15 protein-coding genes are annotated in these 15,603 nt (G+C 55.4%); 13 read left to right on the top strand and 2 right to left on the bottom strand.

The window, feature by feature from the left end; all coding sequences use genetic code 11:
- Nucleotides 1-14 precede the first annotated feature (14 nt).
- Nucleotides 15-203, bottom strand: a complete 189-nt coding sequence (gene rpmB, locus KNP95_RS07065) for a 50S ribosomal protein L28 (RefSeq protein ID WP_015881349.1) — start codon at nucleotides 201-203, stop codon at nucleotides 15-17.
- 253 nt (nucleotides 204-456) lie between these two features.
- Here rpmB and KNP95_RS07060 point away from each other — a divergent pair, with 253 nt between their 5' ends.
- The 11 genes from KNP95_RS07060 (at nucleotide 457) to rnc (ending at nucleotide 10,633) form a co-directional block, all read left to right on the top strand.
- Complete coding sequence (locus KNP95_RS07060) at nucleotides 457-819, top strand: Asp23/Gls24 family envelope stress response protein (RefSeq protein ID WP_016509701.1); 363 nt, start codon at nucleotides 457-459, stop codon at nucleotides 817-819.
- Nucleotides 820-841: 22 nt separating this feature from the next.
- Nucleotides 842-2,533 (top strand): DAK2 domain-containing protein, encoded by a 1,692-nt coding sequence (locus tag KNP95_RS07055; RefSeq protein WP_214800890.1) that lies wholly within the window; start codon nucleotides 842-844, stop codon nucleotides 2,531-2,533.
- 63 nt (nucleotides 2,534-2,596) lie between these two features.
- Nucleotides 2,597-3,259 carry an L-serine ammonia-lyase, iron-sulfur-dependent subunit beta gene (sdaAB, locus tag KNP95_RS07050; protein ID WP_021067084.1) on the top strand — a complete coding sequence of 221 codons (663 nt, stop codon included), beginning with the start codon at nucleotides 2,597-2,599 and terminating at the stop codon, nucleotides 3,257-3,259.
- A gap of 12 nt (nucleotides 3,260-3,271) precedes the next feature.
- A complete protein-coding gene (sdaAA, locus tag KNP95_RS07045) occupies nucleotides 3,272-4,159 on the top strand; it encodes an L-serine ammonia-lyase, iron-sulfur-dependent, subunit alpha (protein ID WP_021067085.1) in 888 nt (295 codons plus the stop codon).
- On the top strand, nucleotides 4,146-6,176 hold the full coding sequence (gene recG / locus KNP95_RS07040) for an ATP-dependent DNA helicase RecG (RefSeq protein ID WP_058763359.1): 2,031 nt from the start codon (nucleotides 4,146-4,148) through the stop codon (nucleotides 6,174-6,176). Before sdaAA ends, recG begins: the two co-directional genes overlap by 14 nt.
- 92 nt (nucleotides 6,177-6,268) lie before the next feature.
- Nucleotides 6,269-6,838: a transcription factor FapR gene (fapR, locus tag KNP95_RS07035; RefSeq protein WP_021067087.1), complete on the top strand. Its 570-nt coding sequence runs from the start codon at nucleotides 6,269-6,271 to the stop codon at nucleotides 6,836-6,838.
- Nucleotides 6,835-7,824, top strand: coding sequence for a phosphate acyltransferase PlsX (gene plsX / locus KNP95_RS07030; protein WP_214836315.1), 990 nt, complete (start codon nucleotides 6,835-6,837; stop codon nucleotides 7,822-7,824). The genes fapR and plsX overlap by 4 nt, the downstream gene beginning before the upstream one ends.
- A gap of 18 nt (nucleotides 7,825-7,842) precedes the next feature.
- Nucleotides 7,843-8,763: an ACP S-malonyltransferase gene (gene fabD / locus KNP95_RS07025; RefSeq protein WP_021067089.1), complete on the top strand. Its 921-nt coding sequence runs from the start codon at nucleotides 7,843-7,845 to the stop codon at nucleotides 8,761-8,763.
- Nucleotides 8,756-9,496: a 3-oxoacyl-[acyl-carrier-protein] reductase gene (gene fabG, locus KNP95_RS07020; RefSeq protein ID WP_021067090.1), complete on the top strand. Its 741-nt coding sequence runs from the start codon at nucleotides 8,756-8,758 to the stop codon at nucleotides 9,494-9,496. Before fabD ends, fabG begins: the two co-directional genes overlap by 8 nt.
- Before the next feature lie 59 nt (nucleotides 9,497-9,555).
- Complete coding sequence (gene acpP / locus KNP95_RS07015; protein ID WP_021067091.1) at nucleotides 9,556-9,795, top strand: acyl carrier protein; 240 nt, start codon at nucleotides 9,556-9,558, stop codon at nucleotides 9,793-9,795.
- A gap of 58 nt (nucleotides 9,796-9,853) precedes the next feature.
- Nucleotides 9,854-10,633, top strand: a complete 780-nt coding sequence (rnc, locus tag KNP95_RS07010) for a ribonuclease III (RefSeq protein ID WP_021067092.1) — start codon at nucleotides 9,854-9,856, stop codon at nucleotides 10,631-10,633.
- 51 nt (nucleotides 10,634-10,684) lie between these two features.
- Here rnc and KNP95_RS07005 read toward each other — a convergent pair whose 3' ends face one another.
- Entirely contained in the window at nucleotides 10,685-10,879 is a 195-nt protein-coding gene (locus KNP95_RS07005; RefSeq protein WP_021067093.1) for a DUF1128 family protein, read from the bottom strand.
- Between the two features lie 115 nt (nucleotides 10,880-10,994).
- On the opposite strand from KNP95_RS07005, the gene smc reads away from it, so the two are divergent.
- Nucleotides 10,995-14,552, top strand: a complete 3,558-nt coding sequence (gene smc, locus KNP95_RS07000; RefSeq protein ID WP_021067094.1) for a chromosome segregation protein SMC — start codon at nucleotides 10,995-10,997, stop codon at nucleotides 14,550-14,552.
- A complete protein-coding gene (ftsY, locus tag KNP95_RS06995; RefSeq protein ID WP_021067095.1) occupies nucleotides 14,549-15,550 on the top strand; it encodes a signal recognition particle-docking protein FtsY in 1,002 nt (333 codons plus the stop codon). The genes smc and ftsY overlap by 4 nt, the downstream gene beginning before the upstream one ends.
- The last annotated feature ends 53 nt before the right edge of the window (nucleotides 15,551-15,603 follow it).

Here is a 15,603-nt window from a genome sequence, read left to right as displayed (position 1 = left end):
TTCGTGTATAAAAATTATACGCGTTCAACGAGACCTGATTTAAGAGCGCGAGCTGAAACCCAAACTCGTTTAGGTTTACCGTCAACGAGAATACGAACTTTTTGTACGTTTACACCCCAAGTGCGTTTTGTCTTGTTGAGTGCGTGCGAACGGTTGTTACCTGATTTAGGTGATTTACCTGTTACGTAGCATTTACGTGCCATGCGTTTCCCCTCCTTTTTTATGTGGGTTCGTCCTAATAGACACTCGTTTATATTAGCACGGGTTTTTTCACGATGCAACTAGAAAATCATAGGATGACAAGAAAAAAACTTGACATTACTGGAAAGGATTTTAATAATGAATGAGGGTTACGGCTACAATTGACCGAGTTTATGGAGCAGGTTCTTTTAATAACTAGGTACTTATTGTAGAATGTAGTGAAGGAATCATTCCGAATAAAGGAGGCTACTCCATATGGCAATTGAAATGAAGACAACATATGGCAATATTGACATCACGAACGACGTGGTCGCGACACTCGCAGGCGGTGCGGCGATGGAATGTTTCGGCGTTGTGGGAATGGCGTCTCAAGCTCAATTGAAAGACGGGATCGCAGAACTATTGAAACGTGAAAACTACGCCCGAGGCGTGGTCGTACGTCAAGATGGAGAAGACGTACATATCGACATGCACATCATTGTAAGCTACGGGACGAAAGTGTCGGAAGTCGCATACAACGTGCAAAGCCGTGTAAAATACACGCTCGGTGAAACTTTAGGATTAAACGTTTCGTCGGTAAACATATTCGTACAAGGCGTTCGTCTGACGAATGACTGACGAGAACGAAGGAGGATTTGGTGTGGGTTTAAAACGTTTAGATGGATTGGTGTTCGCGAACATGGTCGCGAACGGTGCAGCCAACTTGAGCCAGAATGCGGATTATGTAGATTCGCTTAACGTCTTCCCGGTGCCGGACGGCGACACGGGGACGAACATGAATTTGACGATGACATCGGGTGCGAAAGAAGTGGCCGCACTCAACTCGGCGAATATCGCTGACGTCTCATCGAAGTTTGCACGCGGTCTCTTGATGGGGGCACGTGGGAACTCGGGCGTTATTTTGAGCCAGTTGTTCCGTGGTTTCGGTAAAGCAATCGAAGGCAAGACAGAAGTGTCGACAGTCGATTTCGCCGAAGCGTTGAAACGTGGCGTCGATACGGCATACAAGGCGGTTATGAAACCGGTTGAAGGAACGATTTTGACGGTTGCTCGTGAAGCGGCCGACGAAGCGCTCCGTGCTTCAGAGTCGACGAGCGACTTCAACGAGTTCATGGAACTCGTGATTGTCGAAGCGAAAGCTTCACTCGAACGGACACCGGACTTATTGCCGGTCTTAAAAGAAGTCGGCGTCGTCGATTCAGGCGGCCAAGGCTTGCTCGTCATTTATGAAGGGTTCCTCGCGAGCCTCGAAGGCAAAGAACTTGAGAAACCACATGCACCGGTCATGGATGCGCTCATTGAAGCTGAACATCATGCCCACGCCGCGCAAGGATTCATGTCGACGGAAGACATCGAATTCGGCTATTGCACGGAAATCATGGTCCGGTTCCAAGACGAGAAATTGAAGGACGTGCCGTTCAACGAGGACGCGTTCCGCAATGAATTGTCTGAACTCGGTGACTCGCTCCTCGTCGTCGCAGACGAAGAGTTGCTCAAAGTTCACGTTCACGTCGAGACGCCAGGTGACGTCATCACGAAAGGACAGCGTTACGGGGAACTCGTCGCTGTCAAAATCGAGAACATGCGTCAACAGCACTCGACCATCTTAGAAGAAGAACATGGCGCCAACCAGCACGGCGTTCAAACGGCTGCTCCGACGGCTCCGAAGGCGAAAGCGCCGTTCGCGATCGTTACGGTCGCGATGGGCGAAGGTGTCAGCGAATTGTTCCGTTCACTCGGGGCGGCCCACGTCATCGAGGGCGGTCAGACGATGAACCCATCGACGGAAGATATCGTCAAGGCGATTGAAGCGGCCAACGCGGATCACGTCTTCATCTTCCCGAACAACTCGAACATCATCATGGCTGCTGAACAAGCGGCCTCGGTCGCACCTTGCGGCGTCTCGGTCATTCCGACGAAGACGGTGCCACAAGGACTCGCGGCAGCGATCGCCTTCAATCCGGAAGCGGATGTGGAAACGAACGAGAGCGTCATGAAGGCTGCGGCAAGCGCCGTCAAGTCTGGTCAAGTGACGTATGCGGTTCGTGATACGAGCATCGACGGTGTCGAGATTCGTAAAGACGACCACATGGCGATTGCCGAGAAGAAAATCGTCGCCTCATCGGCTTCGAGCCTCGAAGCGGCGAAAGCGCTTGTCGACGCGCTCGTGGATGCCGATGACGAAATCATCACGATTTTGACGGGCGAAGGTTCGTCAGCGGAAGACGTCGTAGCACTCTCGGCGTATATCGAGTCGAAGAACGACGAGATTGAAATTGAGGTCCATGACGGGAAACAACCGCTCTACTCCTACATTTTTAGTGTGGAATAAGCTGTAACTCAGCCCTACCTTCTGTATAATGAAGGTAGGGTTTTTTTGAAAGGGGGAAATGCGATGAAATATCGCAGTGTGTTTGATATCATCGGTCCGGTCATGGTCGGTCCATCGAGTTCGCATACGGCCGGAGCCGCGCGCATCGGCCTCATGGCTGGGAAGTTGTTCGGGCGTACGCCACGGCTCGCGCACATCACGTTTTATGGGTCGTTCGCCGATACGTATCGGGGGCACGGTACCGATGTTGCCATCGTCGGCGGCATCATGGGCTTCGATACGTTCGATTTGCGCATCCCGCAAGCACTCGATATCGCCAAAGAGCGCGGTATCGAGGTCGTCTTTGAGACGAGCGATGCGTTGACAGACCATCCGAACACGGCCCGGGTCCACCTCGAAGACGAGGATGGCACGTTCGAAATCGTCGGGATTTCAATCGGCGGCGGGACGATCGAGATTACCGAGTTGAACGGATTCCCGCTCAAACTGTCAGGCGGCGGTCCGGCACTCGTCGTGTTGCACCATGATCGCTTCGGGGCGATCGCGGCCGTGACCGGCATCTTGGCCCGGCATGAGTTGAATATTGGGCATATGGAAGTGAGTCGTCACGAGAAAGGCAAGCAAGCGCTTATGGCGATTGAGATTGATGAACATCTGTCAAAAGACGTGTTAGCGGAAATTGAACGGTTACCTCAAATCGAGCGGGTAGCCATCTTTGGGGAATAAGGAGAAACCAATATGTTTAAATCAGTAGAAGAATTAGTCAGAACGGCAACAGAGCGAGGCATTCCGATTTCAGAAGTGATGATCGAGCAAGAAGTGCACGTCAGACGCTCGACGCGGGAAGAAGTCGTCGGCATGATGGAGCGCAATCTAGAAGTGATGGAAGAAGCGGTCGCCCGGGCACTCGAAGGCGTGACGTCCGTGACGGGTCTCACGGGGAACGATGCCGTGCTCATGACCGACTATATCCGTTCCGGCAAATCGCTCGCCGGAGACTTGATTTTAGATGCGGTCGCAAAAGCGATCGGCACGAATGAAGTCAACGCGGCGATGGGACGCATCTGCGCGACCCCGACCGCCGGAAGCGCCGGTGTCGTACCGGGTACGTTGTTTGCGGTCAAAGAACGTCTGGAGATGGACCGTGACGCGATGGTCCGCTACTTGTTCACGTCAGGAGCGTTCGGCTTCGTCGTCGCCAACAACGCCTCGATTTCGGGAGCGGCTGGTGGTTGTCAGGCGGAAGTCGGATCAGCGACCGGGATGGCCGCCGCGGCCATCGTCGAAGCGGCCGGCGGGACGCCGGAACAATCGGCGACGGCGTTTGCAATCGCACTGAAAAACATGCTCGGTCTCGTCTGTGATCCAGTAGCTGGGCTCGTCGAGGTACCGTGCGTCAAACGGAACGCGATGGGCGGGGCGAACGCCATCGTTGCGGCCGATATGGCACTCGCCGGAATCACGTCCCGCATCCCTTGCGACGAGGTCATTTCCGCGATGCATGAGATTGGTCAGATGATGCCGACCGCGTTGAAAGAGACAGCGCGTGGTGGTCTCGCCAATACGCCGACGGCACGCCGTCTCGAACGAAACATCTTTGGAGAGAAAGAAAATGTCCAGAAGTGAGGCGTTGACGACGCTGAAAGGGGTCGGGCCAGAGATGGCCAAAAAATTAGAGACGATGGGTCTCGAACGAATCGAGGACGTGCTGGAGCACGTCCCGTTTCGTTATGAAAATTATAATAGCGGCACGGTGACGACGGCCATTCACGGCGACCTCGTCAAATGGAGCGGCACCGTACAGGCGGCACCGCTCGTACGCTATTACAGCAAAGGCAAGAACCGGCTCCAATTCCGCTTGTTGCTCGAGGAGCGCTACGTCGTCCACGTGACGATGTTCAACCGGGCCTTTTATAAAGACAAGCTCGCGCTCGGCGCCACGGTGACGGTCAAAGGGAAATGGGATATGAACCGGATGACGATCAGTGCGACCGACCTCGAGTTCGGTGAGCTCTCGGATGGGTTGCAACCGATTTATTCGCTCCGGGCCGGATTGACCCAAAAGAATTTTGGACGCATCGTCAAACTCGCATTCGAACAGACGACCTCGTTCGAGGATCGCTTGCCCGAATCGATTCGGCAACGTTATCGTCTCGAGGACCGGGAGACGATGTTGAAAGGGATGCATTTCCCTGATTCGGTCGAGACGTATAAACAGGCACGCCGAAGTTACGTCTATGAAGAGTGTCTGCTCTATCAGTTGAAACTCCAGGCGTTCCGTAAGATGGAGCGGGCGGGGAAAGGGCGCGCGCTCACGCTCGACAAGCAGCGGTTGAACGAGTTCGTCAAACAGCTCGCGTTCCCGTTGACAGGGGCACAGACACGTGTCATCCGGGAGATTGTCGGCGACTTAGAAAAGCCAGAACGGATGAATCGGTTGTTACAAGGGGATGTCGGGAGCGGAAAGACAGTCGTTGCCGCGATCGCCTTGTATGCGACGGTGTGCGCCGGCTATCAAGGGGCGCTCATGGTCCCGACGGAGATTTTGGCCGAACAGCATCTCGCCTCGTTGCAGGCGCTGTTCGAACCGTACGGCATGCGCGTCGGGCTACTGACGAGTTCGGTCAAAGGCAAGGCTAGGAACGAATTGCTCCAGGCGATTAAAGACGGCGACGTCGATATCATCGTCGGGACGCACGCCTTGATTCAAGGGCCGGTCGAGTTTTCGCGTCTGCATCTGGCCATCACCGATGAGCAACACCGGTTCGGGGTCGAACAGCGGAAAATGCTCCGTGACAAGGCGGAACTCGCCGACGTGCTCTATATGACAGCGACGCCGATTCCACGGACGCTCGCCATCAGCGCTTTCGGGGAGATGGACGTCTCGACGATTGATGAGATGCCGGCCGGGCGGAAGCCGATTGAGACGTATTGGGCCAAGACCGATCAAATCGACCGGGTCCATGCGATGGTGAACCGTGAGCTCGCCCTCGGACGTCAAGCGTACGTCATCGCGCCGCTCATCGAGGAATCGGACACGCTCGAAGTCGAGAGCGCGACCGCGCTCTACGACATGTTACGGGAGCGCTTCCCGAATTATGCGGTCGGTCTCATGCACGGTAAACTGTCGAGCACCGAGAAAGACGAGGTCATGAAGGCTTTCGCTAGCAACGCCCTCCAAATCCTCGTCTCGACGACGGTCGTCGAGGTCGGGGTGAACGTGCCGAACGCCTCGCTCATCATCATCCACGACGCCGAACGATTCGGCTTGGCGCAACTGCACCAGCTGCGTGGGCGTGTCGGTCGAGGCGCCGATCAATCTTATTGTATATTGGTAGGGGATCCAAAGTCCGACGTCGGGAAACTTCGTTTAAAGACGATGACCGAGACGAATGACGGATTCGTGCTCGCCGAGAAAGACTTGGAACTCCGCGGGGCCGGTGACTTCTTTGGGACGGCCCAGAGCGGTCTGCCAAGCTTCCGCGTCGCTGATCCAGTACTCGATTTAAAAGTGATGGAAGTGGCGATGCAAGACGCCGTACGGCTGCTCGGGAGCGAGGCGTTTTGGAACGAGGCGACGTATGCCCCGCTCCGACACTATTTGAAACGACTCGACTTACTCGTCGGAGAACGATTGGAATGACAAACAACACTTGAAAATAAAATCTAAAGAATATATACTGCTATTAGTACCAGGTATTAAGTTCTTTAGCATAGAGTTTAGGAGGGAACTGAATGCGGGTACCTAAGAAAGAGCGGCAACGCTTATTGCAAGAAACGATTGATCGCAACCCGTTCATCAAAGACGAAGAGCTGTCGAAACAGTTTGCAGTCAGTATTCAAACGATTCGACTCGATCGGATGGAGTTAAAGATTCCGGAAGTGAGAGAACGGATCAAGCACGTTGCCTCAGAACACCTCGATGAAGTGAAGTCGCTCGCCATGAGCGAGGTCATCGGTGATATGATTGACTTGAAGCTCGATGAATCGGCCATCTCGGTTCTCGACATTGAGAGAGAACACGTCTTTAGCCGCAACGAGATCGCCCGGGGACACGTATTGTTCGCCCAGGCCAACTCGTTAGCGGTGGCGCTCATCAATGATGAATTGGCGTTGACCACTAAAGCGGACATCCGGTTTAGTCGCCAGGTCCATCTTGGAGAGCGAGTCGTTGCCAAGGCTCGTGTAATCAAACTACGTCGGGACGGAAGAACGGACGTCACAGTGGATAGTTATGTCGGCGAAGAGTGTGTCTTTAGCGGAGACTTCACGATCTATCGTCGCGGTGAGGAGGAACAGGCATGAAATTAGCAATCGATGCAATGGGCGGGGATCATGCCCCGAAAGCAATCGTGGAAGGCGTCAAACAGTTTGCCGACGCGTTCCCGAATGAGCAGATGGAACTGTTTTTAGTCGGAGATGAGGTCAAACTCGCCTCTTATGGGTTGACCGACCCGCGAATCAAAATCGTTCCGGCAAGTGAAGTCATCACCGGAGACGATGAGCCGGTCCGGGCCGTCCGCCGTAAAAAGGACAGCTCGCTCGTCGTGGCGGCCAAACTCGTCAAAGACGGAGAGGCCGACGCCCTCGTCTCGGCTGGGAATACCGGCGCCCTCATGGCGGCGTCACTATTCGTCATCGGACGGATTCCCGGCATCGAGCGTCCCGCGTTGTCACCTACGTTCCCTACATATACGGGTAGCGGTGTCGTCATTTTAGACGTCGGGGCCAACCCGGACGCTAAGCCTGAGCACTTGGTCGACTATGCGATCATGGGCTCGCTCTACGCTGAGCACGTCCGCGGCGTCAAGCGCCCGCGCGTCGCGCTACTGAACATCGGGACCGAGGCTGGGAAAGGAAACGCCCTCACGAAAGAGGCGTACCCCCTCCTTGAACAAGCACCGGTCCACTTTGTCGGCAACGTGGAAGCACGTGAGGCGATGTCCGGTGACGTGGACGTCATCGTCACCGAAGGGTTCGCCGGAAACATTTTGCTCAAAGGTGTCGAAGGTTCGTCATCGATGCTCATGAAGATGATGAAAGAGCAGTTCACGAGCGATTTCGTCTCGAAGCTCGCCGCTCTCGTCTTAAAACCGAAGTTGAAACGATTGAAACAAACATTAGATTATCGGGAACACGGTGGAGCCGGGTTATTCGGCATCAACGCCCCGGTCATTAAAGCGCACGGTTCGAGCGATGCGCTCGCCATCATGAGCGCGCTCAAACAGGCGAAAATCATGGTCGATCACGACGTCGTCGCGAAGATCAAGCAAGCCAAAGTCACAAACTAATTCAAAGAAGGTGAGTACATGGGGAAAACAGCATGGGTATTTCCAGGACAAGGGTCACAAGCCGTCGGCATGGGCCAAACGTTCCTCGACAATCCTGAGCAACTGCACGCGATCGGCCGTCGCCTCGGATTTGATTTACTCGACGCCATGGCGGCAGGATCAAAAGAAGAGCTTCAACGGACAGAACTGGCCCAACCGGCCATCGTGGCGCATGCGGCATCACTCGCACAAGCTCACGCCAAAACAGGGGCCGCGCCAGACATGGTGATTGGTCACAGCGTCGGAGAATATGCGGCACTCGTCATCGCCGGCGTCATCGATTTGGAAGAGGCGAGCGTGCTCGTCCACGAACGCGGTAAGCTCATGTCAGAAGTGAAGGATGGGGCGATGGCAGCCGTCATCGGGATGACCGATGTCGACGAGGCGTTCCATGTGACGGAGAAAATCAGTGCTAGCGGGAACCTTGTACAAATCGCCAACTACAACTGTCCGGGTCAGTTCGTCATCTCGGGACACGTCGACGCGGTCAAACAAGCCGAGACGGACTTGAAACAGGCCGGCGCGAAACGCGTCTTACCGCTCAACGTCTCTGGTGCGTTCCACAGCTCGTACATGATGCCAGCCGCGACGCGGTTCAAAGACGTGCTCGCTTCGTCACCGTTCAAACCGGCGGCGATCGGGATTATCTCGAACGTCGATGCCGAGGTCCACACCGACCCGGAGAAATTGAAAGCACTCCTCACCGAGCAACTGTACGCATCGGTCCGATTCGAGGCGTGTGTCCGCAAAGCGATCGACGCTGGCGTCGACACGTTCATCGAATTCGGTCCGACGTCGCCATTGTCGGGTCTCATCAAGCGAATCGACGCGAACGTGACGATCAAACAGGCGACGACGCTCGAAGAGGTGGCCGCGTTAGGAGGAGAAGTACGTGCATGACCAAGTAGCAATCGTGACAGGCGCGTCCCGGGGGATCGGGGCCGCCATCGCGAAGCGTTTAGGGGAAGACGGCTTTCGGGTCGTCGTGAATTACTCGGGTAGTGTTGAGAAAGCAAAGGCTGTCGTCAGTGAGATTGAAGCGAACGGGGGCGAGGCCATCGCCGTCAAAGCGGACGTCTCAAACGCGGATGACGTGAAGGCGCTCATCAAGACGACGGTCGACACGTTCGGCCGCATCGATTGCCTCGTCAACAATGCGGGCATCACGCGTGACGGTCTGCTCATGCGCATGAAAGAGGCTGACTTTGACGATGTCTTGTCGACGAACTTGAAAGGTGCGTTCTTGACGTCGCAAGCTGCGACGCGGACGCTCTTGAAATCGAAGTCGGGCCGCATCATCAATATCGCCTCGGTCGTTGGCATCACGGGCAACGCCGGACAGGCCAACTATGCGGCGGCGAAAGCCGGGCTAATCGGCCTGACCAAATCAGTCGCGCGTGAACTCGCCGGACGCCATGTCACGGTGAACGCCGTCTGTCCTGGATTTATCCAGACGGACATGACCGATGCCTTGACCGACGCCCAGCGTGAGGCGACGCTCGGACAAATCCCGTTCAACCGCTTCGGCCAAGTCGAAGACGTGGCGAACGTCGTCTCATTCCTCGCTTCACACCAGGCGGCTTACGTGACGGGTCAGACGATCGCCGTTGACGGCGGGATGACGATGGCTTAAAATCAGAACTTTACCAATCGAATCACATTTTATATACTTTAATTTGGAGGGATTTTATCATGACAACAGAACAAATCTTAGTAGACGTACAAGCAGCAGTGGCAGAGAAACTCGGGAAAGATGTATCTGAGATCACAGCCGACAAATCATTCAAAGACGACCTCGGTGCGGATTCGCTCGAAGTTATGGAAATGGTCATGGACCTTGAAGACAAATTCGATATCACAATCGAAGATGAAGATGCAGAGAAACTTGCAACTGTCGGCGACGTTGTCGCTTACATCGAAACTAAATTGTAATCAAGCCTCCCACCGCTCGTCATGAGCGGTGGGCTTGTGCTTATTCACGGAGGGAATTATGACAAAGGACAAGCGACGGTTTGACCGTCAAGGGTCGGCGCAACGACGCCGACGAAATGAGCTCGAACGGTCTCGGATTCTCGAGCAGTTCAAGACACTTGAAGAACGGCTATCCGTTCGATTCACGAATCAAGATTTATTGATGCAAGCGTTCACCCACTCCTCATACGTCAACGAACAACGCGGTCTGAAAAAAGACAATGAGCGCTTAGAGTTTCTAGGCGACGCGGTGCTCGAGTTGACGGTGTCTCGGTTTTTGTATGAGACGTATCCGGAGCGCTCCGAGGGGGAATTAACGAAGTTGCGGGCGGCCATCGTCTGTGAGCCGTCACTCGTCAACTTCGCGGAAGCCTATGCTTTCTCTGATTTTATCTTGCTTGGGAAAGGCGAAGAGTTGACCGGCGGTCGCAAGCGTCCGGCGTTACTCGCCGATGTGTTCGAATCCTACATCGGTGCGCTCTATCTGGACCAAGGGATTGAACCAGTCGAACAGTTCCTCGCCGAAGCGGTTTTTCCGAAAGTCTTAGCCGGTGTGTTTGAAGAACAGACCGATTATAAGAGCCAGCTCCAAGAGAGCGTTCAACGCGAAGGGCTCGGGCCCGTCTCGTACACGATTATCGAAGAGCGCGGGCCGGCCCATAGCCGGGAGTTCGTCGCCCACGCCCGTCTGTCTGACGACATCGTCGGGGAAGGCATCGGCCGATCGAAGAAAGAAGCCGAGCAGCTTGCGGCAAAAGAGGCGTTAATCGAATTCAATCGGCAATACGCCGGCCTCTAACACAAAAGGAGTGGACCTCTCAACGGGTCCACTCCTTTTTGTATCATCTAGTTACGTCAATTGCCCGAGTTCTTCGACGATTCCATCCACTTCAGAAATCGACAACGATGAACGATTCATCACGTAGTCATAAATCTCTTTGACGGCCGAGGCGTCGGCACGGTTATATTCTTCCGCTTTGATGGCGCCGCGGTTGATGATGTTCATTTTGTCGAGAATTTCCTCAATCATTTGTTCGTTAGTCATCAGTCGTACCCCTTTCTACAGTTCTTTTTAGAATAGCATGATTCTAGCATTTTGACGAACTGGCAACTGTGGTAAAATAAACAAATGAATGCTTACTGAGGATAGGATGGTCACGATGCACTTAAAACGAATCGAACTCGCTGGCTTTAAATCGTTTGCCAAGCGGATTGAACTGGATTTTCGTCCCGGCGTCACAGCCGTGGTTGGACCGAACGGGAGCGGAAAATCAAATATATCGGACGCTGTTCGCTGGGTACTCGGTGAGCAGTCGGCCAAATCGCTCCGCGGAGCGAAAATGGAAGATGTTATCTTTGCCGGCAGTGAAGGGGAGAACCATCGTAACGTCGCCGAAGTGACGCTCGTGTTGGACAATACGGACGCCCATTTGCGGCTGCCGTATGAAGAAGTGAGCGTCACGCGCCGTGTCACGCGGAGCGGCGACAGCGACTACTTTATGAACAAGAAGCCGTGCCGTCTCAAAGATGTGATTGACCTGTTCATGGATACGGGTCTGTCGCGTGATGCGTTTGCCATCATCGGCCAAGGCCGGGTCGAGCAGGTCATCTCCGGGAAACCGGAAGACCGCCGGGCCGTCATCGAAGAAGCGGCCGGTGTCTTGAAATACCGCCAGCGTAAAAAACAAGCGGAACGGAAACTGCAGGACACTGAATTGAACTTGTCCCGCGTCGACGATATCTTGTATGAACTCGCCGACCGGGTCGAACCGCTCCGTGAACAAGCCGCGCTCGCCCGTGAGTATCAAGTCGCAAAAGCTCGGCACGATGAGCTCGAGACAGGTATTCTCGGTGCCGAGATTACGGAACTCGGAACAGGAATCACCCGTACGAACGAACAACTCGGGACGGCGTCCGCCCATCTCGCCGAGCAAGACGGCGCGTTGAACGCGATTGTGGCGGAACGGACGGAGCTCGAGGCGACACTCGCCGTCGATCGGGAAACGCTCGATACGCTCCACCAGGACGAACGGACGCAGGCGACCGAACTAGAACGATTGACCGGCGAAATCAAGCTCGCGAAAGCCCGGGAAGAGCACGGGGCGGAAACGAAAGAACGTCTCGAGCGCCAACGGGTCGAGTTGGCCGAAGAGGCCGAACAGTTGACGCAGAAATTGCACGTGGCCGAGGCGGATTTGGCGTCTAAAACCGAGGCGTTACATACCGTCGAATCGGCACGCGTCAAACTCGACACACAATTGACGGCAGCGACACGCGATTTTAATGCGGAAATCGAACAGCTCCAAGGCGAGGCGTTCGAACTGGCGACGACTCGCGCCACGCTCAGCAATCAACAGAAGCGGGAACGCCGGGATATCGAACAAGCCGAGGAAGCGAAAGCCCGCCTCCTGCGTGAGAATAAGGATCGCCTCGATGTGCGGACCGAACAGACGGCTTCGCTCGAGGCCGAGCAGGCTCGTCTCGACGAAGCGCGGACGACGTGGGAGACGCTGCTCGCGCAAGAAGCCGATTTGACCGAACAAGAGACGACACTGCGGGACAAGCTGGCCCGGGCCGAGCAGTCATACCACGACCTCGACCGCCGGCGTCAGAAGACCGAGGACCGCATCGAATTGCTCGAGCGGATGAAGCAGTCATATGAAGGCTATTTCCATGCCGTTAAATTCGTGTTGAAAGAACGGGGGCCGGGCGTGCTCGGTGCGGTCGCGGAATTGATTCGCGTCCTCCCGTCCTACGAGGCCGCCATCGAGACGGCGCTCGGTCAGACGCAACAACACATCGTCGTCGAGACGGATGTGGTCGGTCGCCGAGAAATCGACCGGCTACGGAAGGCGAATGCTGGACGGGCCACGTTTGTGCCGATGACGAGCGTGAAGGAACGTTACGTCCCGAGTGAAGTCGCGCACCGGCTCGAATCGCTCGACGGATTCGTCGGCATCGCCGCCGACCTCGTCGAGACGGACCCGGCCTATGACAAATTGAAACGGTCCCTTCTCGGTGCCGTCATCGTCGCCAGCTCACTCGAAGTCGCCAACCGGATCGCCCAGACGACCGGGTATCGCTATCGCATCGTCACGCTCGACGGGGACATCGTCAACGTCGGCGGTTCGATGACCGGGGGTAGCCGGAAGCAAGGCGTCGCCTTGTTCACGCAATCGCGTGAACTCGATGACTTGAAGCACGGATTGACGCAAGGGCTGGCCATGCTCCATGAGCAACAGTTGCGCGTGACGACGTATACCGATGAGATGTCCCGGTTGCGGGAGTCGCTCCAGTCAATCAGACTCAAGAAGCGCGAGGCCGAAGAGACGCTCCGGTCGACGGAACAGGCGTACCGAAGCTTGGAGAGGGTGTCACAAGACGCCAAGGCGCAACTTGAACTGTTCGATCATGAAATGGCCCGCTATGCCCATACGATTGAAGCCGCAACGAACGAATTGACGCGGCTCGCACAAGAGCTCGAGGCGACCGATGCGTTGCAAGCCTCGATTCGGACCGAGCTCGAGGCGCTCCGCGGTGAGCAGGCGAAAGGTGCCGCGACGACGGGGCAACTGCAAGAAGCCATCCGTCAAAACGAACTCGATCGCCAACGGCACACGCTCGACCTCGACCGGGTCCGCTCGGAAGTCGAACGGCTCGAGGCCGAGGTCGCCAAACAGACGGCACGCCTTCATCAAATCGAACGTGAGCTCGAACATGTGGCGAGCGGCCGGGTCGTCTCTTCAGCCGAACTCGAGCTCGAACATGTCGAGGCGGTCAAACAGATGGATGCGCTCAAAGCGCGCCTGACGCAACAGTTGAACCAGCTCCATGCCGAAGAAGAATCATACCGAATTCTAAGGCAGCGCGAACAACAGGCGACGGACGTGCGTCGTCGACTCGATGCGGACGTCCGTAAACTCGAGACCGACGTGAACGAACTGGAGTTGAAACGGAAGTGGAAACTCGATGCGCTCGACGAACGTGGACTCGTCTTCGATTTGCTGCCGACGCTCACGATCCCGCTCGATGAGGCGAAAGAGGAGTTCAAACTGCTCGTCCGCCAAATCGAGGAGATCGGTCCGGTCAATTTGAATGCGATTGAAGAGTTCGACCTCGTCAATGAGCGGTTCATGTTCTTGTCTGAACAGCGGGACGACCTCGTCAGCGCCAAAGAGGATTTGTACGACATCATCAACGAAATGGACCGTGAAGTGACACGATTGTTCAAAGAGACGTATACGCTCGTCCGCGGTCACTTCAAACAGACGTTCCAGGAACTGTTCGGTGGCGGCGAGGCCGATTTGAAATTGGTCGACGAGTCCGACTTGCTCAATACGGGCATCGATATCGTCGCCAAACCACCCGGGAAGAAACTGCAGACGCTCAGTCTGCTCTCGGGGGGAGAACGGGCCTTGACAGCGATCGCGCTCTTATTCGCGATTTTGAAGACGCGTCCGGTGCCGTTCTGTGTGCTCGATGAAGTCGAGGCAGCGCTCGATGAGGCGAACGTCCATCGGTTCGGGGAGTATATCCGGACGCTGTCGATTGATACGCAGTTCGTCATCATCACGCACCGGAAAGGGACGATGGAGGCGGCGGATACGCTCTACGGCGTGACGATGCAACAAAACGGGGTCTCCGAGGTGCTTTCGGTCGAACTATCTGAAGCGAAGCGCGTCGTTGAGACGGAAGAAGAGATGGAGGAATTAAGTTGAGTTTTTTTAAGAAGCTAAAAGATAAATTGACGACCTCGACGCAAGAAGCGTCACAAAAGTTTACCGATGGATTGACAAAGACCCGCGACGGGTTCGCGAATGCCGTCAACGATCTCGTCTATCGGTTCCGCGAAGTCGATGAGGATTTCTTCGATGAACTCGAGGATCTGCTCATCCAGGCGGACGTCGGGGTGACGACGACGATGGACCTCGTCGAAGATTTGAAAGAAGAAGTGAAGCGCCGCAACTTGAAAGATCCGGTCGCTGTCCGCGATGCGCTCGTCGAAGTCGTGGCGAAGCGACTCCAAGAGGACGAGTCGGACCGTGAGTTGAACATGCAAGACGGATTGACGGTCATCTTGTTCGTCGGCGTCAACGGCGTCGGCAAGACGACGACGATCGGCAAGCTCGCCCATCAATTGAAGTCGGAAGGCCGTTCGGTCATGCTTGCGGCGGGCGACACGTTCCGGGCCGGTGCCATCGACCAGCTCCAAGTATGGGGCGAACGCGTCGGAGTCCCGGTCATCCGTCAAGCCGAAGGTTCGGACCCGGCCGCGGTCGTGTTCGACGCCGTCCAGGCAGCGAAATCACGCGGTGTCGACGTCTTGATTTGTGACACGGCCGGACGTTTGCAAAACAAGGTCAACTTGATGAACGAGCTTGAAAAAGTGAAGCGGGTCATCGAGCGTGAAGTGCCGAACGGACCGCATGAAGTGTTGCTGGCGCTTGACGCGACGACAGGGCAGAACGCGATGGTCCAGGCGAAAGCGTTCAAACAAGCGACGAACGTGAGCGGCATCGTCTTGACGAAGCTCGACGGCACGGCTAAAGGTGGGATCGTGCTAGCGATTCGTAACGAGCTCGATATTCCAGTCAAATATGTTGGGCTCGGCGAGAAAATCGATGATTTACAAGCGTTCGACCCGGAACAGTTCGTATACGGATTATTCGGGGACATCTTCGAAGAAAAACAACAGACAAACGATGACCTCGCCTAAGTTTCTCTGTTAAGAAAAAAACTTGACAAGAGCTAGGGACGGCTGTACTATTG

This window comes from Exiguobacterium sp. s36 (assembly GCF_018618345.1).
Taxonomy (GTDB): Bacteria; Bacillota; Bacilli; order Exiguobacteriales; family Exiguobacteriaceae; genus Exiguobacterium; species Exiguobacterium chiriqhucha.
Note: the sequence above shows the minus strand (reverse complement) of the source record. Positions and strands in the feature narration are given on the sequence as shown.